This is a genomic window from Sphingomonas sp., assembly GCF_017304615.1.
Taxonomy (GTDB): domain Bacteria; phylum Pseudomonadota; class Alphaproteobacteria; order Sphingomonadales; family Sphingomonadaceae; genus Sphingomonas.
The window spans coordinates 843668-866651 of record NZ_JAFKLZ010000002.1 but is presented as its reverse complement, the minus strand read 5'-3'; the positions used below and the strand labels follow the sequence as shown (position 1 = coordinate 866651).

Below are 22984 nucleotides of genomic sequence, written 5' to 3'. Positions count from 1 at the left end.
CGCGCGGACGCGCCGATGTCTAGTCTTTCCGCCCAGGCTTAGCCGCACAGACAAAACCGGCAGATGCACGCGGCGAGCCAACCTGCTTGTATTTGGCAGTTGCCGGAAAGGCGCAGACCGGGCGCTGAAATTCGATCCGAGCGGGCTTGGCGGCGGCGAACTTGGTGGCGATGACTTTATCCGGTGCCCTCCCTCGCTCGGTCCAATCGGCCAAAGCCGCAAACAGATCGTATTGCGCATCGGCGGACGGAGGAGGCGCCAAGCCCCCCAAGGCCGAATTGAACGAGTCTGGACCCGAGCCGCCGCCGCAGTGCATGACGCCGGGCACCATGAACAGCCGCACACTCCGCCGAAAGGACGCCATGCCGCCGAGTTCACGCGCCTGCCTCTCGTAGAAGGCGACCGACTGCGCCGGCGGCACGAGTGAATCCGCCAGGCCGTGATAGATAATCAGCTTTCCGCCCAACGCCTGAAATGCGCGCAGACTGCCGCGGGCGGCGTCGTTGACGGACGGTCCAAGCGCTTCGTCGACGATAGGCATGTCGCGTTCGAACGCGAAATCGCGCCATGTCCAGTTCGCCCCGAACACCCACTTGAAGAGCGCGCCAAATTGCGGTTGGCCGTTCGCGGCGGTTTGCAGAAACGACCAGCCATAGCGACCCGGCGCCTCGCTGCCGACCGGCCAGCCGTAGAAGAGCGGCCGTCCGTCCTGCGACGTCGGGCCGCTGTAAAAGGCCCGCGCGGTCGCGACTTCCTGGGACGTCAGGCACTCGCCCATATCGCCGGCCCGACACGCGAGTTCGGCCGGATCGAACCGACAGGCCAGCGGATCGCTGATGAAGGCGTCGCCGGCAAAGCCATAGCCCCGTCGATTGCAGGACAAGGTAGCGGCGGTGTTGAGCAGCCGCAGCTTGGCCTCGGACAGCAGGCTGCCGGGCATCCGGTTTGCGGCCGCGAAGCCCCACAGGACCGCCGCGTGACCCCAGGTCCGGTTGATCACCGGCGCCCCAACCAGGATGCCGTTATAGTCGCGCGGATAGTATAGCGCCTCGATAAGCCCCTGCTGCCCGCCGGTCGAGCAGCCGGTGTAATAGGACCGGCTGGCCCCGCGCCGGTAGTAAGCGCGCGCGATCGCCTTGCCAGTGACCGTCATGACGTGCGTCGAAAGCCGGCCCCAATCCTTCCATTTGCGGGGATGGCCGATCAGCGGGTCACCATCGAGCGGCGTAGCGGGCGCGGTGCCCGTGTCGGTCGTCGCGGTTGCATATCTCCGGCGCAGCCCGCTCAGCATGCTGCCATAACCGGCCGACAGCGTGCCGGCGAAGCCACCATTGCCGTTGCCGTGGAACACGCCGACCCAGTTCCTGACCGGCAGCCAGACTTCGACGCCGATGTCCGAATCGGGCGCCGATTTGACGCGCGCGACGACTCTGCAGAACGCCGGCAGGTCGGACAAAGCAGGCGAATTGAAGGTCGCCGCCGGATCGTCGACCAATACTGCGCTGACGATTGTCGTGTCGCGCAGGCGCAGGTTGACGAGCGACCGGCATTTGGCCCCGGCATCCGCCACGCCGATCGTCTTGCTCGTGGCCGACGGCGCGCCCAGGAGAAACACCGACAGGCTGCCCGCGGCCAGCAGGGAAACCCCAGACACTCGCTTCATGGCTTTGCACTCCCCGTGGCGCATTGCGGCACGCGCGGCGGCAACACCGGCGCCGTGCTCCCGGTGCGCCAGTTCCACGACTGCGTTCCCGCGGCGCGGCGGCGGCATGTCGCTTGCTCGTGCAGGTCGTACATGCCCGGCATGAAATCCCTCCACAAGGTCGGCACATCGGCGAAACGCATCGCGGTTCCAGTGGGGGCGAAGGGAGGCCAAGCCGGTGCGCCCCTCGCCGTCGGCGCGCCCGTGCGGGCGAAGCTCGTCCAGTAATTGAGCATCGCGTCCGAAAAACGCCGCTCGCCCGGTGTGCGCGCAATCGCGGGCCAGTTTGGCGGCGTATCCTCAAGCGTACCGAACACGAACGGCACTTCGCTCGCGTGAAACCCGGTCAGGTTCGCCGCATCTGCGGCCGGATAGCCGTGGTCGAAATAATAGAGGAACGCGCGCTGGCCGATCGCGGCTTGCTTGCGCACCAGCCGCTCGGCCGTCCAGCCGAACACCGTATCACGCGTCGCGGCGAGCAACGTCCGGTCGAAGTCGCGTGGCGGGTAGAGCCGAAGATAGGCGTCGGCCAGATCACCGTAACGTGCCCTGATGTCCGCCGTATAGGCCTCCGCATTGGCTGGTGGCGGCGGCAACAGAAAACGCAGCGTGCGGATCTCGCCGCTGTTGAACCCCGCGATCAAGGGCACCCGGGCCTGCTCGCCGCGATCGAACGTGTCGACCAGTTGCCGCGTCAATATCTTGCCGTCGATCGTGCCATATGGCGCGTATCCGGTCGCGCCGGCGGCAACCACCAGCTTGTTCGCGTCCATGGCCCGCAACGCCGCGATGGTGGGCGCGTTCAGCTTGCCGCCCAGCCATTGCCCCAGCGCCTCGGCCGTCGGCTCTTCGCCCTGTTTGGCACGAAGCGCCGGCGTCGTGAAAAGGTAGCCGCTCTCGACGATCGCCTTGGCGAACAGCCCTCGGGCGAGCGGCGATGCCAGCAAATACTCGACGCTGAGAGCGCCAGCGGATTCGCCGAAAATCGAGACGTTGCGGGGATTGCCGCCGAACGCGGCAATATTCGCGCGCACCCATTTGAGCGCCTGGATTTGATCGAGCAGTCCATAATTTCCGGACACGCCGTCGGGCGATTCCTTGCTCAACTCCGGATGCGCGAGATAGCCCAGTACGCCGAGCCGGTAATTGATCGAGACCAATACGATGCCGCGCTTGGCGAACTCCCGACCGTCGTACATCGCCGAATGGCCCGACCCCCAGATCAGCGTCCCGCCATGGATCCACACCATCACCGGCGCATTGCGCGCGCTGGCGGGCGCGGTGACATCGAGCGTCAGACAGTCCTCCGACATCGGCACCCGGCCCCGGTCGTACGGTCCCGGCGCCATCGGCGGCTGCATGCAGGCGACGCCCATGGTCTGCGCAGCGCGAACGCCCCGCCAGCGCGGCAATGGCGCGGGCGGTTGCCAGCGGCGCTCACCGATTGGCGGGGCGGCATAGGGGATTCCCAGGAAGACATTTGCGTTGCCCGAGCGCAAACCCTTCACGCTGCCTGCCGAGGCGTTGAGGATCGGCGCGCCTGGACCACCTGTCGACGCCGCGACCGGACTGGCAGCCATCGTGCAGGCGGCAATGACGGCGAAAAGAATGCGCGACAGGCAGTTCATCTTTTCGTCCCCTCGGCAGCGCGCTCGTTGCGGCGGATGAGGCGTGCGAGCGCCCAGAACAGAGCCGCGCCGATCAGGTAAATCGGCGCCAGCGCATAATAAGCGGCCTGCAACGCATGAGCGCCGTGCGTCGGATGGAAATAATCGCTTGCCATTCCGACGAAGGTCGGACCCAGGCCAAGGCCGATGAAGTTCATGGCGAGCAGGAGCAACGCCCCGGAAATAACGCGCCGTTCGGGCGGCACTTCGCCTTGCACGAAGGTGACGGTGGCGGACAGGAAGAACGAGTTCAGGAACATCGGCGCCGCAAGGAACAGCAACGCCGGCTGCCAGTTCGGCGCCCAGACGAACCCGAGAAAGAACGGCAGGGCCAGCACCAGCGACAGCGCCGGGATCGCCGCATACGCCGCCTTGCTCCGCCGGCTGAACCGGTCGACCAGCCGGCCGGAAACGTAGATGCCGCCCCCCATGCCGATCGCCACGACCAGCGCATACCAGATCGCGACCTCATTCAGCGTCATGCCCTTCTCGCGCATCAGGAACAACGTCGCGAAGTTGAGCAGGCCGTAGGTGATGAAATTGCCCGCGCCGCTCGCGATCGATGCTAGGAGAAGGACGGGATTGCGGAAGAATTGAGCGATGGTCGCGCCGAAGCTCGCGGCATCGGTGGCGGGTGCCTCCGCCTTTGCGTCATGCCCGCCGCGCGGGGGCTCGCGGACGACGAAATAGACGGCGATTGCGGTCACCACGCCGATCGCGCCGATCGTCAGGAACGGAATGCGCCAGTCGAACGCGGCCGCGAGCGACGCGCCGAACGCGACGCCCAACGCCGATCCGAACGGCGGGCCGAGGTTGAAGATCGCCATCGCGGTCGTCCGCCGCTCGCGCGGGAAATAGTCGGAGATGATTGCGTAGGACGGCGGGACGCCGCCGGCCTCCCCCACGCCGACCATCATACGCGCGACGACGAGCTGACCGTAATTGCCGACCATGCCGCATGCCGCGGTCGCGGCGCTCCATAGCGCGCAGGCAGCCGACAGTACGGTAACCCGATTGGTACGGTCGGCGAGCCACCCGACGGGAATGGCGATAAAACAGTAGAATAGCGCGAAATAGAGACCGGTGATTCTGCCGAGCCGGCTGTCGGTAATCTGGAGCGCGTCCTGAATCGGCTTGGCGAGGATCGAAACGAGCTGGCGATCCAGAAAGTTGAGGACATAGACGAAGGCCAGCATGCCCAGCACCACGCCCTGCGGCGACGCGCTCCGGTTCGGCGCGTCGCGCGATTTTGTCGGTGCCGCCGTCATATCCGCCTCCTGATCACGCTTCGGCCCTCTCGAGCCAGCCCGGCGCAGTACGGCCGCCGCCATAACCGGCAGCGACGCGCTGCTTGAGCAATGCCGGCGGCCGGAACCGCTCGCCATAATTGTCGTGCAGAATCTGCTGAACCTGGAGGCACAGCCCCGAGGTGACCGTATCCATCAGCGCGAACGGGCCGATCGGATGCCCCAGCCCGAGCCGGCAAGCCGTATCCAGATCCCCCGGCGACGCGACGCCTTCTTCGACCAGCTTTACAGCTTCGATCAGCATGGCGTGGAGCAGGCGATTGACCGCGAACCCGGCGACATCGTTCACTCGGATCGGCGACTTGCCGATCGCCCGAAGCGTGGCCGTGACGTCCTCGACGATCGCAGGCTCGGTGTCGAAAGCTGGGATCACCTCGACCAACTGCATGCGCGATACCGGCGAAAAATAATGCGTGCCGATAAGCTGCGCGCGCCGTCTCGGCGCCAGCGCGGCGGCAAGCGTCGAGATCGGGAGGGTCGAGGTGTTCGACGCGATCACGCAGTCGCCCCGGCATATGCCGTCCAGCGAACTCAACACCGCGCTCTTGACCTCCAGCGATTCGAAAACCGCTTCGGTCACCAAGTCGCGATCGGCGAAGCTCGCCAGATCAGGCGCGGGACGGAGGCGTGCCAGCGCCTCACCGCGCTGTGCAGCCGTATAAAATCCGCGCGCGACGCCCCTCTCCGTCAGCGCCGCCAAGCGCGCGATCGCACCGTCGAGCGCCGCCGGATCGCGATCGTTGAGCAGCACGTCCGCCCCGGCCAAGGCGAAGACGAGCGCGATCTCGGCGCCCATCAGCCCGGCGCCGACCACACCGACCTTCATCCCCGCGACGCCGCTCATGCCGAAACCCGCGGCTTGACGTGACCGGCAAGTGCGCCCGCCTCATAGTCCGCGCGCAACCGTACCTTGTCGATCTTGCCCGTGGCGGCGACTGGCATGCGGGGTAGGACAACGACCTCGTCGGGCAACCACCAGTCGGCGATCCGCCCGCGGAGCGTATCGATCAACGCCCCGCCCGCGACCTCCCCGCCCCGGCGCAGTTCGACGACCAGCACCGGACGCTCGCCCCATTTGGGATGCGCTTTGCCGATCACCGCGACTTGCGCGACGCGCGGGTCGCGGCCGACGATCTCCTCGATCTCGGACGGGTTGATCCATTCCCCGCCGGACTTGATCAGGTCCTTCGACCGGCCGCAGATGGTGAGCGCGCCACTGTCGTCGATCGTCGCGAGGTCGCCCGTGTCGAAATATCCCTGCTGGTCGAGCACATCGGAATCCGCACCGAAATAGCGGTCGATAATCGACGCGCCCCTGACCTTGAGCCGCCCGACCGTCCCGCGTTGTTCGGCAAGCGCCTCGCCGTCGGCGTCGGTGAGCTTCAGATCGACCCCGATCGGCGGACGCCCGGACGATCGCTCGGCCGCTGGCGGAAACTGAATCGAATCGACGGTGCCGAGCGGCGACATCTCGGTCATCCCCCACGTCGTCTGAACACGCACGCCGAGCCGCTCCTCCATGCGCCGGATCAGCGCATCGGGGCATTTCGATCCGCCGATGATGATCCGTTCAAGGCTGGGCACGTCCCCGCCGGTCGCGTCGAGATGGTCGAGCAGGCCGATCCATACGGTCTGCACGCCGCCGGCGATCGTCACGTTCTCGCTCCGGATCAACGCGGCGAGGCTGGCGCCGTCAAGATCTCGGCCCGGCAGGACAAGGCTCGCGCCCACCGACGGCGCGGAGAAGGGAAATCCCCAGGCGTTGGCGTGGAACATCGGGATCGCGACGAGGATCGTGTCCTTGGCCGACAGGCAATACGCGTCCGGCTGGATCGACATCAGCGTATGAAGATAATTGGAACGATGGGTGAAGACGACACCCTTGGGCGCACCGGTCGTCCCTGACGTAAAGCAAAGCCCGGCCGGCGCCTCTTCGGGAAAGGCGCCCCAGGCCATAGGCGCGCCGTGCGCCGCGAGAATTGCATCGAGGCCGTCGACCGGAACGGCAAAGTCACGCACCGCCGCATCGCGATCGGCATCGTCGAGCACGATGACCCGCTCGACCGTCGGACACAACGGCAACAGGTCAGCGAGCACCGGCATCAGACTGGCGGCGATGGCCAGCACCCGGTCCTCCGCTTGGTTGATCATTGCGGCCAGATGCGACGTCGTCAAACGCGGGTTCAGCGTGTGGCAGACGATGCCCGCATTCATCGTCGCATAATAGACTTCAAGATGCTGCGCAGTGTTCCACGCCAGCGTGCCGACCCGGTCGCCGACCCGCAGACCCAGCGCTTGCAGCGCGCCGGACAGCATATTGCTGCGCGATCGCAGCGCGGCATAATCGACTCGGTTCGCCACGACGCCGCGGTTCGCGGTCACTACCCTCGCGTTCGTGTGCCACTTTGCGGCGTGGTCGATGAACCGGTCTAGGGTGAGCGGGTAATTCTGCATCCGATATACTGCTTGGCACTCTTGAAGGAACTCGGCGTCGAAACCGCAACGGGTCAGCCCGCTGCCGCCGGAGAGCACGGCTGACCGTGCGCTCCTGCGACAGCGTTCCCCCGCTAGAACTTTTTCCGAAGGTTGATTGCGACGTAACGCCCGATCGCGTTGTAACTGCCGCCGATCCCGTCGGTCGCCGGGAAATACGGCGGCGTCGCATCGAACAGATCGTTGACCTGCGCCGACAGCTCGGTTCCCTTGGCAATCCCGACATCGGGCAGCCGGACGGTCAGCCGCAGATCGACCGTCGTATACCCCTTGGCGGTGTAGATGCCCGTGCCCGTCGGCGTGGCGAACGCACCGGTCACCCCGCTACGATGATTGACGAAGTTCGCGATCGTCACGGGACCCGCCGTCAGACCAAGCGTCGTGCGCAAGGTCGTCCGCGACACGCCGGCCTGTAGCGAATCGCTGGCGGGCGATGTGGCTGAGAGCTGCGTTTCGTATTTGAAGATGTAATTACCCGCCGCGCCCGCAAACACCGTGCCGAACCCGATTGCCCGACGGTAATTGACGTCGAAGTCGAGGCCGTTGGTCTTGCGGGTGCCGAAATTGCCCTGGCGCAAGTCGAGCAGGTTGCCGATCGTCGGCACGGCCGCGAAGGTGAAGTAAAATGGCACCGTCCCGACAAGCGCCGCCGAAACCTGTGCGGCGGTCGGGTTGCGGATGACGCGCGTCGCGAAGGTCGGATCGGTGAACAACAGCGAACCCACGCCATAGGCCGAGCCGATCACGTTGTTATAGCTGATGTCGTAGAACGTCGCGCTCGCGCTGAAGCCGGGCAGGAAATGCGGCCGCAGATCGGCACCGAACGAGAAGGTTCTCGCCTTTTCCGGTTGCAGCGACTTGTTGCCGCCGATCAGCAGCATCGAGTTGACCTGCGCCGCTCCACGCGAAGGATCGCGCACGCCGAACGCATCGACGAGCCCGGCCGCCGAATAATAGGAGCCGACCGTCGACCCCAGATCGCGCAGACCTGGCGCGCGGAACGACCGGCCGTACGTGCCGCGCAGCGACAAGCCGTCGACCGGCTCCCACACGACGCCGAACTTCGGGTTCGTGGTCGATCCGAAATCGCTGTAATGGTCATACCGTGCCGAAAGAGAGAGCGAGAGCCGGCGCATCAACGGCGCGGCATTGCCGTCGCCGAAGATCGGCACGAACAGTTCGCCGTACACCGACGCGATGTTGCGATCGAGATTTTCGGGGAAGCCGACCCCTCCGCTCTGCCCGCGCTGCGAATAGGTTTCGCGGCGATATTCGGCGCCCGCGGCGATCTTGATCGCGCCGCCGGGCAATTCGGCAAGCGGACCGTCGATCTTGATCGCGCCCAGCAACGTGCGCTGATGGTTCACGAACGTCGTGGGATTGTTCAGGATGGCGGCGACGACGGCCGGGCTGGTGCCGGTCCCGAACGGGTCCAGCGCCGTCGCCGTAGTGGTGCCGCTGGCCGCCGCCGTCAGCGCGGTCGTGTTGATCCCCGGCTGGAACGTGTCGTTGCGCGACCAGTCGGCGGTGCCCGAGACGGTCAGGTTGAACGCGCCGAGCCGGGCATCGACCCCGACCGACGAATTGCCGCTCCTGACACGATACGTCTGGTCGAAATGGTCAGCGCCGACGAGATTGTCCGGCCGGAAATCGACATATTCGTAGCCGGCGGCGGTGCCCGGCGGGGCGCGATAGAACGGGTTGGTCGGCAGGATGAGGACAAATGTCTGCCCCGGCAGCGCGGCCTGCACCGTATCCTTGCGATCGGTATAGAGCAGCTCGCCCCACAGCGTCACGTTCGGCGCAAGCGTCTGACGCGCGGACAGGAAACCGGTGTGCATGCGATTGGTCGGGACCAGATCGACCGGCCCGCGCGGATCACAATAGTTGGTCCCGGGCGCCAGGGTCGGCGCGGCGTAGATCGTGCCGAGGAAAAGGTTGACGTTAGCCAGCGGGCAGACCGCCGATCGCGTGTCGACACCGCCGGCCGGCCGGAAATCGAGCGTCCGGTATCGCCTGTCGGCCCCGGTGATGTTGTTGTTGGTGGTGAATTGATAGGACAGCGAGACCGATCCGCTGCCCCAGTCCTTTCCGACGATCGCCCCGGCGCTGACCGTCCGATAGTCGTCCGCCATGCCATAGCGCGCAGTCGCCTCGACGCCGGAAAACGGCTTCCGCGTGATGAAGTTCACGACCCCGGCAACGGCGTCCGACCCGTAGATCGCCGAGGCGCCATCCGCGACGATTTCGACGCGCTCGATGGCGAGTTCGGGGAGAAACGGGTAGTCCGGGTTGGTCTGCTGCGTGCTGCCCGAAATCAGGCGGTGCCCGTTCATCAGAGGGAGCGTGGCGCTCGACGGCAAGCCGCGTAGCCCGGGGGCGAACGATCCCAGCCCACCGTTGCTGGTGCGCGGCGCGGTGTTGAAGCTGTTGAGCTGCGGCACGGTCGCCAGCAGTTCGGCGGTCGTGGTCGCGCCGATCAGCTTGATGTCGTCGCGCGTGACCCTGAGAAGATTGGACCCCGTCGGTGGCACGCCGCGAATGCTGGTGCCGGTGACGACGATGTCGGTGTCCTGCGGCGCATTGGCGTCGTCCGCCTGCGCCGATGACGGAGGGGTGGTCTGCGGGGCGGCGCTCGCGGTCTGGGCGGATGCCGGCCCGGCCATGCACAGCACGGCCGCCAGCGCGGACGTGCCGGACAGTGCAATCCGCCTACGAAGCTTCCAAGTCGCGATCATCTATCCTCTCCCACGCTTTTTTATTGGGAGGCATCGTCGTCGATCCGACGCGGTTCTGGCGATGGCCGGGATGACAGGGATATTTAACCGAAGTGACCAGATTGGTCAGTCACGTTAAGCGGGAGCCTGGTCTCCGAGCAGCAACGTCGCCGCGGTCACGCGCGCGCCGTCCGACTTATAGCGCGTGCGATAATCGGACGGTGTCACGCCCGCCCATTCGGTGAAGTTGCGCGTGAAGCTGCCCGGTTCGCTGAACCCGACGCGGTAGCCCACCTCTGTGATCGGCAGTTCGGTCGCCAGCAGGTACGCGCCCGCGAGTTCGCCGCGCAGGCGCGTGCGGATGTGCTGAAAACTTTCCCCCTCGCGCGCTAGGTCGCGCCGGAGCCGGCGCGGGCGGCTGCGCAACCGCTCGGCCACGGTATCGATCGAGACCGACCAGATGCGCGCGCGTTGAAAGTCGGCGAGCACATGCTCGGTCTGCGCGCGCCAGGTCGAGCGGCCGATCGGCGTCGCAAACCAGTCTGGGTTGCTGGCATTGTACTGGTCGAATTCCGCGAGCGTATGGTGGACGAGCCGGGCACCGAGATCGGCCCGATCGTAGCAGAGCGCGTCGACCGGCGCGTCATATTCTATCGGACAGCCGAAAACGGCGAACCGGTCGAAACCATTCGCCTGCACCGGGCGGGAGGCGCGGACGGAAACGGAACGCAGGCGGAGTGGACGGCCGATCAGCCAGCTGAACCACTGGAATATCCAAACGAAACGCAGCCAGACGAAAATGTCGCGATCGACGCCATCGACCGTGTGATAGACACAGACGTGTTTCAGGCCGGCGCGGTCTTCGATGAGCTGCGGCCCGATGTCCTCCGACAAGGCTTGGGTGAAGCGGATGCTGACCCGGATTGATTCGCCGAACGTCTCGCAGTGCAGATAGGTCAGCGTGCGCTCCAATTCGAGCGCTAAGCGAAAGCGCTCCGCGAAAAAGCCAAAGAACGAATCGTCGAGTGCGACTTGCGCTTGTCGAACCAGTCGGAACAGTTCGCGGCCGTCGATCGCTGCATGGACGTTGCCATAGACGCGCGGATCAATTCCCGCCTGCTGCAGCAACGCGCGCGGATCCTTCCCCCTCAACACGGCGCCCCCGAGCAGGCGCTTCACCGCAACGCCGTCCAGTCCCGTCCGCTTCTCGAGTCCGGGCGTTGTACCGAAAACAGGAGGGCCTTTGTCAGAAAACTCAGTCATGCCGGCCAGACTTCCGGACCCCCGCGCAATCACCACCCCCCTTCAGTAGTGCGCCGGTCTCTACCGTTACAAGTCTGCCAGCCTTGTCAGACTGGATGCGCCACAACGCGGATCACCTCGGGCGACGGGTTGCGCAGCCACGGTGCCCGCAATCACGTAGCCCGCGAACATCATCTCGGTGTTATGCTGTAATCACAGCGAGCAGTGATCAGTCCCTGGATCTGACATGGCAGATCGCGCCAGCAACTCGAGTGTCACGCCATTGGTCCAGCCGAATCCGGTCTGCGACGCATACTCACCGCCACCGCCGGCGCCTCCCTTTTCCACATCGTATTTCTCCAGAAGCCGGCCGGCTTCCCGATAATGGTCGCCCACAGTCGTAAGCCAGCGCAGCGCTATCTGGTCGGCCAGCGCCTGTTCTCCATAGTTTTCCAGGCCTTTCACGGCGATCCACTGCAACGGCGCCCAGCCGTTCGGCGCATCCCATTGCTGACCTGTGCGATCGAGTGTCGTCAGCAGCCCTCCCTGCCCGACCAGCGCCGCCAGCGCCGTTGCAGTGCTTGACGCCCGTCCTGGCTCCGCCGCCCCGGTGAACAAGGGGAAAACCATTGCCGCCGTCGGCTGATCGCTGGGCGCGGCGACATCAAGATCGAAATCGGCATAAAAGCCCGACCCCGCGTTCCACAGATGCGATGCGATAGCCCGCCGCCTCGCCGCGGCATACGTCGCAAACAGCGTCGCGGTTTGCGGGTCGCCGAGCGTGTCCGCCTCCCGGGCCACCATATCTTCAAGACCGTAAAGCAGCGCGTTCAAATCGACGGGCAGCAGCCGCGTGGTGCGGATCGTACCCAACGACCGTCGGTCGCCCAACCAGCGCGAACTGAAATCCCACCCGCTTTCGGCCGCGGCGCGCAAGTCGCGCCATAACTCTGCCGCCACCCTGCCAGGCGTTTCCCTGGCCAGGGCTATGTCCTCGCGCCAGGATTCGTCGCGCGGGGCAGTGTGGTCGTCCCAATAGCGGTTGAGCAACGCGCCGTCGGCAAGTCGCACGACGCGGCCAGCTTCATTGCCCGGCGCGAGGTCACCTGCGCATGCCATCCAGAAACGATGTTCCGCCATCATCCAACGCAGCCGTCGCCGGCGCGCATCGACCGACTGATCCTGTGACAGGCTTGCAATGAGGTAGAAAACGGGGGGATGCGAACGCCCGAGATAATAGTTGCGCGTCCCGTTGGGTATCCGGTCGAAACGGTCGAGCAGGCTGCCGAAGTTGACGACCATATCCTCGACCAGATCCTGCCGCCCCGATCGCGCGAGGCCCAGCATAGTGAAGTAGCTGTCCCAATAATATAGTTCGCGGAACCTTCCGCCGGGGACCACATGCGGGCGCGGCAACGGCAACAACGAGGACCCTGGCGGAGGCTGCTGCGGTTCGCGGGTCAGCATCGGCCACAACGCCGAGATGTGTTGGGTCAGCGGTTGCCAATTTAGGGGAACCGCATTGTCGGGGCCCGGCAACAGGAAATTGGCGTGGACAAAGGCTCGCATTGCCGCCGGATCGCGGGGCGGATCACGGTGCCAGTCCGCTAGGATGGCGGCGGGATCACGGCGGGGATCAGCGTCGGCGAAGGTCTTCGAATCCGCAAACAACGCTGCTTCCTGCACTTGGGAAAACAGCTCGGCGTACAATTCCGAAGGAGGCGGCGACACGGACAGGCTCATGCTGTCGCACCGACCTGCATCGCTCGCTGCCGGCGTCTGATGATCGGCAATGCCATGGCGATCAGCGCGACCGGCAACAGGGTGGCGTAAAAGGCGAACGCCCCGGCGACTTTCTGAAACAGCAACCCGGTCAAGAACGAGCCAAGCGTCCCGCCGAGCGCCGAGAAGATGACAATCAACCCCATCATCGCGGCGTGGCGGGGGCGGGGGAGGTTACTGAGTGCTATCGAACAGAGGGTCGGGTAAATCGGCGCGAGGAAGATGCCGAGCAACGGGAAGAGATAGGCGGCGAGCGGCGCATCGCGCCATCCGGCAATCGCACCATGCCCGGCGCCCGCCGCCAGCGGCAGGGAGACGAGGATCATCAGCGCGATACCCGCCAGACAGGCGAGCAACACCGCCAGCCAGTCGAACCGGCGCAGCGCCAGCCCCGACGCCAGCCGCCCGACCGCCAGCGATCCGACGAAGATGCTCGACATCTGGACGCTCATCGCCGGCGGCAGGTGCAGAACCTGGTTGTTGAAGGTCGGCAGCCACGTGCCGATCCCCTGTTCGATCAGGACATAGAGGAACAGGCCGACCAGCACCGCGACCGTCGCCGGCAGGACGGCAAGCCGCGCCATATCGCTCCAGTCCGCCTTGGGCGTATCGGGCGCAACCGCCGCGCTCTCGTCGAGCGGCGTGCCCAGCCACGCCATGACGAGCACCCCACATGCCGCAGCGATCACCCAATAGACATGCAGCCAGTCCCGGGCGGAATGATCGCCGCCGACGAACCAGCCGAACAGCCATACCCCGGCGAGCAAGCCGATCATGAACACGCCCTCTATGACGCCGGTGACGCTGGCATGGTCGGCGGGATCGCGCGCCAGCAGTCCGATCGTGGCGTAGGTCGCGACCTTGGCGACGCCGAAACTCAATCCCGTGACGACGAACAAGGCCTGCATCGCCAGGAAGCGATCGGCGAACGACGCCGCCACGCACGCGACACCCATCACGGCCATGACGCCGATCAGCGACCGGCGATAACCGATCGATGGAATCCGCGTCGCCAGCGCGAACGACGCGGCGACGACCGACAGGTCCTTGCACGCTTCCAGCGTCGATCCCATCGGCTTGGTCGCGTCGAAATGGCGGATCGATTGCAGGATAACCGCGCCGACGCTGTTCATCAGAATGCCGAGCACGGCGTAGGTCAGCGCCAGCGCGACGATGATGCGCGTCCGGTTCATCGGGCGCCGTTGCCGAGATAGCGTTCGAAGAAGCGCGCGATCAGGCGATAGGCTTCGTTCGATTCGGGCATGTCGGACCACACGAAGAAGGCGTGCGGCAGGCCGTCGAACAGGTAGAGTTCGGACGGCACGCCGGCGGCGGCGAGCCGGCGATGCGCCAGCGTCAACGCGCTCACCGCAAAGTCGCGCCCGCCCGCCAGCACCAGGGTCGGCGGCATCGCCCTGATTTCGGCGTCATTGCTCAGCGGATAGGCGGCGGCGTCGCTCGCCGGAACGCCGGACATATAGAGGCTTGGCACGGTATCGGGCAGGCGCGATCCGGGGGGAGCCGTACCGGCAAGATAGGGACTGTCGCCGGAATAGGGCGCGCCGGTGCCGCAGAACGTGCCGATCGCACCCGGCCGGGGCAGACCCTCACGGCGGATCCACGCGGTCGTCTGCGCGGTGATGACGCCGCCGGCCGAACAGCCATAGATACCGATATTGGCGGCCGCATAGCGTTTCAGCAGGGCGCGATACACGGCGGCGACATCTTCCGACGCGGCCGGATAACGGTGTTCGGGGGCCAGGCGGTAATCGACCGTGACGACGCGTATCCGCATCGTCGCGGCGACGGGAATGGCTTCGACCAGCGCACCGCTGCCCGATCCCCACATGAACGCGCCACCATGCACGTTGATGAGCACGCGGCGAGCATTTGCGCGGGAGACGCCCGCCACCGGTTCGACCGTATCGACCGTGACGCCGTTGATCGTCTCACGCCGCTCGCGTGTCGCGAAGTGTCGGCGCATCTCGGCCAGCCGGTCGTCGTTATACTTCTGGTAGAAGGCGCGTTGCCGCGTGATGTCGCCCTTGATCGCGTCGGGCGCCGTGGCGGCGCGCATCCGATCGAGCACGACGAGCGCAGCCGCGCTCAACTGGTTCGAGGGCGGCAGCGACGAGGAATTGCTCACTTGCGCCCCGGCCGGGGCCGCGAGCAGCATACCGATTACGAACAGCCGCTTGCCACGCCTCCCCAGCGACATCCGTCAGCCCTCGGCCTTGCCGGTGGCGGCCAGGCCTTCGGTCCAGGGGTCGCCGGTTGCTTTGCGAAAAGCTGTAAGCTTCGCCGCCAGGGCATCGCGCTCAGCCGCGCGCGCCCGGCCCGACCCCAGATTGACCACTTCGTCGGGATCCCGCTCGAGATCGTAGAATTCGCGCGCCGGCCTGTTTCGGTATGCGGCCTGGGTGCGCTTGCCGATGCGGGTCCGGGGATCGGCGGCGATCGCCTTCCAGCTGTCCGATCCCGCCACGTCGCCGGCGATCGGATACGGCAATTGCCACGCCAGGTTCTCGATATAGCTGCGGGTTCGGGTACGGATCGCGCGCATTGGATAATATTGGTCGATTTCGTGGAATTCGTGGCTGGCGAAGACCATGTCCCAACCCGGCTTGCCGCGTTCGCCGAGCAACGGCAGCACCGACCGCCCAGGCAGCGGGTAAGCGGGACCAGCGGCGCCGGTCCATTCCAGAATGGTTGGCGCGATGTCGATCCAGCTGACCATCGCGTCGCTGGTCGCGCCGCCGCGCAAGCCCGGTGCATGCACGATCAACGGCAAGTGGAGACCGGGGTCGTAGAGGTTAGTCTTGGCGCCCGGAAAGGGGCGGCCATTGTCGCTGAGGAAAACGATCAGCGTGTCGTCGGCGCGGCCGCACCGTTCGATCGCCGCGCGGATCATGCCCACCCCGTCATCGAGCCGGCTGAGCGATTCGTAATATTGCGCCAGATCGCCGCGCACCGCCGGCAGGTCGGGCAAGTGCGACGGCACCGTCACCTTGGCCGGATCGTACCGCACGTCCTTGACCCGCGGCCAGGGCTGGTTGTTGCCGAAGTTTACTGGCGCGCGGTGGGGGTCGCTGAAGCCGACCGTGACGAAGAACGGCGCATCGCCGATGCCGCGCAGGAACAGTTCGACCGCGTCCGACAACAAGGCCACGTCGCGAATCCCGGCGCGTTCGGGCGCCAGTTCCGCGTCATAGGGAAAGGCGCCTTCGGGCTTGACGTGCTTCTTGCCGACCAGAGCGGTGGCATAGCCAGCCTTCTTCAGCCAGTAGGGCAGGGTTTCGATGCCGTCGCGCAGCCCCTGATTATGGGCGTCATGGGCCAGGCCGTACATGCCGTTCTGGTGCGTATAGAGTCCCGTGTACACCACCGCGCGGCTCGAGCTGCACGACGACACGGCCGCATAGGCCTGATCGAACCGGGTGCCCTGCTGCGCAAGGGCGTCGAGATTGGGCGTTTGAACCGCGACGCCGAGACATCCGAGATCCATCCCCTGATCGTCGCTCACGATGAGGAGGACGTTGCGCCGCTTTGCCCGGTCGATGCCGGCCGACAGCGCGCGCGTGGCAGGCGCCAGGCCCAGCGCCGCGCCAGTCGCCGCACCGAGAAAATGCCTGCGTTTCATGCCTGCCTCCGTGTCGTGAAAAAAAGCGCGGGGACTAGCCCCGCGCCAGGGGAGGTATCAGAACCGGTAGACCGCCGTCGCCTGGAACGAGCGCCCGAAATTGGAGCGCGCGATCACCGATCCGCCGGTCGTACCGATGATGCGGGCATTGCCTTCGGTCAGGGCCAGCGTGTTGGTCAAATTGTTCGCGGTCACCTGGAACTCGATCCGGCCGACCTTGACCGACGCGCCCAGATCGAACGTGTCATAGGCCGGCAGCAGCTGCAGGTTCTGGATGTCGGAGAAACGCGACCCGACATGCGTGTAGGCGCCGAACAAGGTCGCCGACCCGCCGCTGAACGGAATGGTGTAAGCGGGGCCGATCCGCGCCTGGAAATCGGGCTGGCGCGGTACCTTGTACCCGTTCTGCACGCCGCTCGCGACGCCCGCGCTGATGTCGCGGAACCGCGCGCGGAACGCCGTCGCGTTGAAGTCGATCGAAAGGTTTTCGAGCGGGCGGAGCGATCCTTCCAGTTCGGCGCCCCAGGTTCGCGATCCCGCCACCGCGATGACCGTGGTGATTGCGTTCGTCACCGGATCGACGATCTGTTGCGAATAGGTCTGGCCGACAAAGTCGTTGCGGAAGAAGGTCAGCGACGCATCGAGGAAACGCTGCGACGTCTTGAACCCCAGTTCATACTGCTTGATCTTCTGGACGGTGCGGAAGCCGCCAAAGATTTCATCGAACGTGGGGAAGCGGAACCCGGAATTGATCCGCACGAACGTCGTCAGCCGCGGCGTCAGGTAATAGTTCGCGCCAGCGGTATAGGATAATTGCGTCCCCGAATATTCGTAGCTGCGCGTCTGGCCGTTCAGCACCGACACGCTGTTATTGTAGACGGTAAGGACGTTGCCATCCAGGTTGACGTTCGACGCCAATCCGACGCTGCCGCTCACCTTGTAATGCTCGACGCGGATGCCGGCATCCACCCGCAGCGTGTCGCTGATCTTCCATTCGTCGGCCAGGAACCCGGCGATATTGGTGCCGTTGAAGCTGTCGCTGAAATTGTTGGTCGCGAAGCCGGTGAAGCCGTTCTTGGTGATCTGGGCGCCGTTGTTCAGCACCAGGTCGATTCGCCGCGCATTGTTCTCGAACGCCAGCAGGGCGTTATTGCCCTGGTACCACAAGTCGGTGATCGCGTGGGTCGCCAGATACGACCCCAGCGTCAGGCTGTGGTTGCCGAACTGGCGGCTGATGCGCAGGTCGTTGCTGAACGTCTTGATATGCTTGTCGACCGACCAGAAGCCGGCGACGATGACGGGTTGATTGCCATCGGTGATCACCGTGCCCGATGTGCTGAAGCGGGCCGTTCCGGCGGTTGCAAGGCCCCCAGCGGTGACGATCGCCGGCGTCGCGTTCACCGCCGAGATGCGGCCGGCGATATAGGCGCTCAAGGTGGTCGGGACGGCGCTGGTGAAGATCGCCCGCGTATTGGCGGTGCCGGATAGATAGCCGATGCGGTCGCTGATCCGCCATTCACCGGGCGTGAAATCGAAACTGCCGCCGAACTGCGTCAGATCGATGGTGCGGCCGTCGGAAAAGTCGCGACTGATCGTGCCGGGGGTCGAGCCGGGCGTGGTTTCGAACGTGAGCAGCCGGGTGTCCTCACCGGCCAGCGTATCCTTGCGCTGGTCGAAATAGGGATAGACGCTGAGCTTGCCGTCGGCCGACGACAATAACGGCGCGCCGGAGAAGAAGATGTTGGAGTCCTTCACCCGCCGGCCCCAGACCGTGACCTGGCCGTCGTCGAAGCGTCGCGTCAGAGTGGCGCTGATCTGACCGCCGTCATCGGCGCGATATTGCGGGTTGCGGACGCCGTCGCTGACTCGATAGAAACCGCCGATCGTCGCATACCAGCCTTCACCGATCTTGCCGCCGACAAAGCCGTCGAAGCGATAGAGACCTTCGGCGCCGACCGTCACGCGCGCGCTGCCCGCGGGAACGTCCTTCCCGGTTCGCTGGATGAAATTCAGCGTGATGCCCGGCTGGCCCGCGGAGAAGATCGGGCTGGGACCACCCCGCAGCACCTCGACCCGCTCGACCGTGTCATCGACGCGAAACAGGCTGAAACTCTCGATAAAGCCCAGGGTATTCGGCGGAAACAGCGTGGCGCCGTCGAGCTGGACCGTGGAAAACTGACCACCCCCGTTCATCGGGAAACCACGAACGCCGACACGCAGACCGGCCACGCCGCCCGACGATTCGATATAGGTGCCGGGAACGGTCTTCAGCACATCGGCGGTGCTGAGCGGCGTCGTGCGCTGGATCGTCTGGGCATCGACCGTGGTGATCGAGAAACCGGCGTCGAGCCGCTTCAGGCCGCTCGACATGGCGGTGCCGGTCACGACAATATCGTCCTGCCCGTCTCCCGTGTCAGCCGACGTCGCGGGGACGGCGGCGGCCGCACCGACATTGTCCTGGGCGTTGGTTTGCGGCGTCTTTCCCCCGTCGGCCTTGTCGTTGGCGAAGGCAGGCATCGCCGTCGCCATTGCGGCCGTGGATGCCAGCAGGAACAGTCGCGATTTCATAACATCCCCTCCTTGCGATGCCGGCCCGACTGTTCTGGTGACAGGCGTGACCGAGCGGTTGAAGCGGGAAATATCGCCAAATGACATCGATAACAATCGAAAAATGTTATCGATGTCATTTTCCCATTAAGTCTCTCTTTCGACAAGCTGTACGGGCAGGATTCGCGAACGCGGCGCTGCGAACCGATCGGGACTCAGGCGCGCAAACAAGGTGCGGGCCAGCAGCCTGCCGCCCTCGGTCCAATCCTGACGGATGGTGGTGAGCCGCGGCGCATGGGCGGCCGCCGCCGGCGTGTCGTCATAGCCGACGATCGCGATATTGGGGCGAAGGGCGCCGCCCGCCTCGCGCAGGGCATCGATCGCGCCCAACGCAACCAGATCGCTTCCCGCGAACACGCCGTCAAAGGAAATCCCGGCCTCGATCACCTCCCGCATCGCGCGGCGCCCCGCTTCGCGAGTGAAATCGGCGCTTTGCGTCGCCACGATTTCGGTTCCGGCCTGAATCCCGGCGCGAAAGCCGTGGACGCGATCAGCCAGTTCGGCGTGGTGGGTATCGCCGAGGAACACCAGACGCTTGCAGCCGCGGTGCTGAAGATGCTGCGCCGCCAGTATCCCGCCCTGGCGGTTGTCGCTGCCGACGACCGCGGCGCCGATTTCGTTTTCCACGCCGTCGTCCGCCCCCCATACGGCAAGCGGCAGGTTAAGTCCGGCCAGCGCCCTCACCGTCTCGTGCTCCGCGCCCTGGCCAAGCACGATGACGCCACTCGTGTCCATCGCCTCGGCATTCATCTTGGGGTCGCTGGTGGTCAGCACGACCGCGAAGCCGGCGGCTGCGCATTCCTGCATGATTCCGCCCAGCAGCGCGAGCGGATAGGGATCGTATAACGGGCGGTCGTCGCTCGCCTTCATATCGACTACCACCGCGATTCGCATGCGACGCTTCAGCCGCAGGTCGCGCGCCGCCAGATTGACGCGGTAGCCCATCTGGGCGGCCACTTCGCTGATACGCTTTCGAACGGCCGGTTTGACCAGTTCGCTGCCCCGCAATGCACGGGACACCGTAATCTTGGAAACGCCCGCGACCGTCGCGACGTCCGCCAAGGTAACTCGATCGACCGCGGGAGGAACTGAGTTCGCCATGCGGCCGGTCTAGCTGAAAGCGGGAGGATTACGCAAAGGTGCTGCGGCACGCGCCGGGTGTCGAACTAACCTCGACCGTCCGGAAACGACTTCCCGTCAGTCAGTCAGCACTATCTCGAGGCTTTGGCGCTCGGTCCAACTCCCATGCTCCCGCGATTAGCATTAAAGACACGATCATTTGGTCGCATATTCCGGCTTTGACGCGCTTTCCGCGTCCACCGGGGCCTTGGCGATCGTAGCGGCCGCGCACGGCGCCTTCGGCATGAACTGACCCTTCCCGGCGCGGTGATGGCTTGATCCCGTCGCGCAGACCGGCTTGTCGCGCATCCGATAAGTGGCGGCCGGCGTTTTGCCGGACGGTGCCCAGACCAGCTCGTGCGTGTCAGCGAGGGACTGGGCATTGGCGGCCATAGGAAAGGTCACTGCGATGGCGGCGAGGATCGGGACGAATTTCACGGATCGGCTCCTTGATGGAAAGCCGATGGCGCTATCCCAACACGGCAGGACGAGCCTTGCGGTTGTGTAACGAAAGATTGCGAGAACGAGTCGCTACTTGGCCGTATGATTGTGACAAATCGTTGCTGGACCGGCACTGCGGGCTTGAGGCCTCGGCATGCCGGGCCTAGCTCGCACCGCGATGACGACGCCCAACATCATTCTCGTCGAGGACGATCCGCCGCTTCGCACGCTGACCGCGCGCGCGCTGCAGGAAAATGGTTATGCGGTCCGCCCGGCCGCCAGCGCGCCCGAAATGTGGCGCGCGTTCGAGCAGGGGCCGGTCGATCTGGTCCTGCTCGACATCATGCTGCCGGGGACCAGCGGGATCGACCTGTGCCGCGAACTCCGGCGGATCAGCGACGTGCCGATCATCTTCATTTCCGCCAAGGGCAGCGAAACCGATCGTGTCGTAGGCCTCGAACTCGGCGCCGACGATTATCTCGTCAAGCCGTTCGGGACGCGCGAACTCGTCGCACGAGTGCGCGCGGTGTTGCGCCGCCATGCGATGGAACGCGCGCCCGCCGATCGCGAGAAAGGCGAACTGACGTTCAACCGCTGGACGGTCAACCTGCCGCGCCGCGAGCTGAAGTCTCCGACCGGCGCCCTGGTCGACCTGACGGGTGCCGAGTTCGACCTGCTCGTCAGTCTGTGCGACAATGCGCAGCGCGTGATCGCGCGCGAACGGCTGATCGAACTTTCCCGCACGCGGCTCGGCGACAGCTCCGACCGCAGCGTCGATGTGCTGATCAGCCGGTTGCGCCGCAAACTGTCCAGCACCGGCAACCCGGCGCCGATCATCACCGTGCGCGGGGTCGGCTATATGCTCAATACGCCCGTGGAGCGCAGTTGAGCCGGGCACCGCACTTCGCGCTCGGCCTGATCGGCCGGGTTTTCGCCATCCTGCTGCTCGCAGTGCTCGTCGAATATGGCGCAAGCACTTTTCTCTACGAACGCGCCAGCCAGTTTTCGGTCCGGCAGGACGAAGCGCATCGGCTGGCCGAGCACCTGCTGATCGCCAGCAAGCTGATCGAGGAGCAGAAGCCGGCGGACCGGCCGGATGAAGCCGCCGAACTGACCACAGCGCGCTACGCGATCGCCTGGCGCGCCACCTTGCCCAGGCCGCCCGCAGTGTCGCCGTCGCTGGACAAGCTGGCGCGGCAGATCGTCGATTGGGAACCCGACCTTGCTCAGCGCGATCTGCGCGTGTCCTTGACGTCGCCGGGACGCGACGGGTTCATTGCGGGCGCCTTGAAGCTGACCGACGGGAGTTGGATCACGTTCCGCACGCGCCAGCCCGTCGCGGCGCTCGACCTGGCGTTCAGCCGCATCCTGCTTGCGCTGACCCCGGCGGTCGCGCTGATCCTGATCGGCGGGTTGCTGTTGCGGCAGACGCTCCGCCCGATGCGCGACCTGGCGCGCGCCGCCGATCGCGTCGGGCACGGCGCGGTCGCGATCGAGCCGGTGCCCGAGCGCGGGCCGGGCGAGGTGCGCGACGTGGTGGTCGCGTTTAATGCGATGCAGGCGCGTATCCACCGCCTGATCGCCGATCGCACCCAGGCACTGGCGGCGGTCGGCCATGATTTCCGCACCCCGCTTGCTCGCCTGCGCTTGCGCGCCGACGCGATCGCCGACGACGACTTGCGCCATTCCATCCAGCACGACGTCGTCGAAATGGGCCAGATGGTGACCTCGCTGCTCGCCTATCTCGCCGGCGAGGACGAAGCCGATGCAGAAACGCCCGCATCAACCGATCTGGCCGTCATGTGCGCAACCCTGGTTGACGATGTTCGCGATCGTGGCGGACAAGCGACATATCATGGGCCGGATCATTGCGAGCTCACCGTGCGCTATGTCGTGCTCAAACGGGCGCTGACCAACCTGATCGACAACGCGCTCCATTATGGCGATCGCGTCGATGTCCGGCTGGACGCCACCCCCGAAACCGTGACCATCGCGGTCGAGGACGACGGGCCCGGGATCGCGCCCGACGATCGCGCGCGTGCGCTGGAACCGTTCGTTCGACTCGATCCGGCTCGCGGTCGCGATACGCAAGGCTTCGGGCTGGGCCTGGCGATCGTTCAGCGGGCCGTCGCCACCCATAATGGCCGGTTCACGCTCGACACCGCCCCGTCGGGAGGCCTCAGCGCACGGATCACCCTGCCCCGCCGGTGACGGCAACATTTCCTTACGTTTCTGCTGCACTGCAGAAAATCTAGGTCGCTACCTTC

The 22984-nt window shown here is 65.6% G+C and carries 16 protein-coding genes; 2 read left to right on the top strand and 14 right to left on the bottom strand.

The genetic code is table 11. The annotated features are described in order from the left end of the window. Window positions 1–19: 19 nt before the first annotated feature. From J0J06_RS12410 to J0J06_RS12345, 14 genes are all read right to left on the bottom strand, one after another. Complete coding sequence (locus J0J06_RS12410; RefSeq protein ID WP_294042361.1) at window positions 20–1663, bottom strand: tannase/feruloyl esterase family alpha/beta hydrolase; 1644 nt, start codon at window positions 1661–1663, stop codon at window positions 20–22. Next, window positions 1660–3330: a carboxylesterase family protein gene (locus J0J06_RS12405; RefSeq protein ID WP_294042359.1), complete on the bottom strand. Its 1671-nt coding sequence runs from the start codon at window positions 3328–3330 to the stop codon at window positions 1660–1662. The genes J0J06_RS12410 and J0J06_RS12405 overlap by 4 nt, the downstream gene beginning before the upstream one ends. After that, a complete protein-coding gene (locus J0J06_RS12400) occupies window positions 3327–4637 on the bottom strand; it encodes an MFS transporter (protein WP_294042357.1) in 1311 nt (436 codons plus the stop codon). The genes J0J06_RS12405 and J0J06_RS12400 overlap by 4 nt, the downstream gene beginning before the upstream one ends. Window positions 4638–4650: 13 nt before the next feature. Then, window positions 4651–5520 carry a 3-hydroxyacyl-CoA dehydrogenase family protein gene (locus J0J06_RS12395; protein WP_294042355.1) on the bottom strand — a complete coding sequence of 290 codons (870 nt, stop codon included), beginning with the start codon at window positions 5518–5520 and terminating at the stop codon, window positions 4651–4653. Beyond that, complete coding sequence (locus J0J06_RS12390; protein WP_294042353.1) at window positions 5517–7130, bottom strand: AMP-binding protein; 1614 nt, start codon at window positions 7128–7130, stop codon at window positions 5517–5519. The genes J0J06_RS12395 and J0J06_RS12390 overlap by 4 nt, the downstream gene beginning before the upstream one ends. 113 nt (window positions 7131–7243) lie before the next feature. Continuing rightward, window positions 7244–9907, bottom strand: coding sequence for a TonB-dependent siderophore receptor (locus J0J06_RS12385; protein WP_294042351.1), 2664 nt, complete (start codon window positions 9905–9907; stop codon window positions 7244–7246). Between the two features lie 114 nt (window positions 9908–10021). Next, window positions 10022–11149 carry an AraC family transcriptional regulator gene (locus J0J06_RS12380; RefSeq protein ID WP_294042349.1) on the bottom strand — a complete coding sequence of 376 codons (1128 nt, stop codon included), beginning with the start codon at window positions 11147–11149 and terminating at the stop codon, window positions 10022–10024. 192 nt (window positions 11150–11341) lie between these two features. Beyond that, a complete protein-coding gene (treA, locus tag J0J06_RS12375) occupies window positions 11342–12871 on the bottom strand; it encodes an alpha,alpha-trehalase TreA (protein WP_294042347.1) in 1530 nt (509 codons plus the stop codon). Further along, on the bottom strand, window positions 12868–14103 hold the full coding sequence (locus tag J0J06_RS12370; RefSeq protein ID WP_294042345.1) for a sugar MFS transporter: 1236 nt from the start codon (window positions 14101–14103) through the stop codon (window positions 12868–12870). The genes treA and J0J06_RS12370 overlap by 4 nt, the downstream gene beginning before the upstream one ends. After that, window positions 14100–15128 carry an alpha/beta hydrolase fold domain-containing protein gene (locus J0J06_RS12365; RefSeq protein WP_294042343.1) on the bottom strand — a complete coding sequence of 343 codons (1029 nt, stop codon included), beginning with the start codon at window positions 15126–15128 and terminating at the stop codon, window positions 14100–14102. The genes J0J06_RS12370 and J0J06_RS12365 overlap by 4 nt, the downstream gene beginning before the upstream one ends. 3 nt (window positions 15129–15131) lie before the next feature. Beyond that, window positions 15132–16550 carry a sulfatase gene (locus tag J0J06_RS12360; protein ID WP_294042341.1) on the bottom strand — a complete coding sequence of 473 codons (1419 nt, stop codon included), beginning with the start codon at window positions 16548–16550 and terminating at the stop codon, window positions 15132–15134. 57 nt (window positions 16551–16607) lie between these two features. Continuing rightward, a complete protein-coding gene (locus J0J06_RS12355) occupies window positions 16608–19118 on the bottom strand; it encodes a TonB-dependent receptor (RefSeq protein WP_294042339.1) in 2511 nt (836 codons plus the stop codon). 126 nt (window positions 19119–19244) lie between these two features. Further along, window positions 19245–20219, bottom strand: a complete 975-nt coding sequence (locus J0J06_RS12350; protein ID WP_294042338.1) for a LacI family DNA-binding transcriptional regulator — start codon at window positions 20217–20219, stop codon at window positions 19245–19247. A gap of 213 nt (window positions 20220–20432) precedes the next feature. Beyond that, window positions 20433–20714 carry a hypothetical protein gene (locus J0J06_RS12345; RefSeq protein ID WP_294042336.1) on the bottom strand — a complete coding sequence of 94 codons (282 nt, stop codon included), beginning with the start codon at window positions 20712–20714 and terminating at the stop codon, window positions 20433–20435. 181 nt (window positions 20715–20895) lie between these two features. On the opposite strand from J0J06_RS12345, the gene J0J06_RS12340 reads away from it, so the two are divergent. Continuing rightward, window positions 20896–21606: a response regulator transcription factor gene (locus tag J0J06_RS12340; protein ID WP_294042520.1), complete on the top strand. Its 711-nt coding sequence runs from the start codon at window positions 20896–20898 to the stop codon at window positions 21604–21606. Further along, a complete protein-coding gene (locus J0J06_RS12335; RefSeq protein WP_294042334.1) occupies window positions 21603–22928 on the top strand; it encodes an ATP-binding protein in 1326 nt (441 codons plus the stop codon). Before J0J06_RS12340 ends, J0J06_RS12335 begins: the two co-directional genes overlap by 4 nt. Window positions 22929–22984: the final 56 nt, after the last annotated feature.

Coding starts and splice junctions, on each gene's coding strand:
- J0J06_RS12410 (WP_294042361.1), bottom strand. CDS start 1,663: ATGAAGCGAGTGTCTGGGGTTTCCCTGCTGGCCGCGGGCAGCCTGTCG.
- J0J06_RS12405 (WP_294042359.1), bottom strand. CDS start 3,330: ATGAACTGCCTGTCGCGCATTCTTTTCGCCGTCATTGCCGCCTGCACG.
- J0J06_RS12400 (WP_294042357.1), bottom strand. CDS start 4,637: ATGACGGCGGCACCGACAAAATCGCGCGACGCGCCGAACCGGAGCGCG.
- J0J06_RS12395 (WP_294042355.1), bottom strand. CDS start 5,520: ATGAGCGGCGTCGCGGGGATGAAGGTCGGTGTGGTCGGCGCCGGGCTG.
- J0J06_RS12390 (WP_294042353.1), bottom strand. CDS start 7,130: ATGCAGAATTACCCGCTCACCCTAGACCGGTTCATCGACCACGCCGCA.
- J0J06_RS12385 (WP_294042351.1), bottom strand. CDS start 9,907: ATGATCGCGACTTGGAAGCTTCGTAGGCGGATTGCACTGTCCGGCACG.
- J0J06_RS12380 (WP_294042349.1), bottom strand. CDS start 11,149: ATGACTGAGTTTTCTGACAAAGGCCCTCCTGTTTTCGGTACAACGCCC.
- treA (WP_294042347.1), bottom strand. CDS start 12,871: ATGAGCCTGTCCGTGTCGCCGCCTCCTTCGGAATTGTACGCCGAGCTG.
- J0J06_RS12370 (WP_294042345.1), bottom strand. CDS start 14,103: ATGAACCGGACGCGCATCATCGTCGCGCTGGCGCTGACCTACGCCGTG.
- J0J06_RS12365 (WP_294042343.1), bottom strand. CDS start 15,128: ATGTCGCTGGGGAGGCGTGGCAAGCGGCTGTTCGTAATCGGTATGCTG.
- J0J06_RS12360 (WP_294042341.1), bottom strand. CDS start 16,550: ATGAAACGCAGGCATTTTCTCGGTGCGGCGACTGGCGCGGCGCTGGGC.
- J0J06_RS12355 (WP_294042339.1), bottom strand. CDS start 19,118: ATGAAATCGCGACTGTTCCTGCTGGCATCCACGGCCGCAATGGCGACG.
- J0J06_RS12340 (WP_294042520.1), top strand. CDS start 20,896: ATGACGACGCCCAACATCATTCTCGTCGAGGACGATCCGCCGCTTCGC.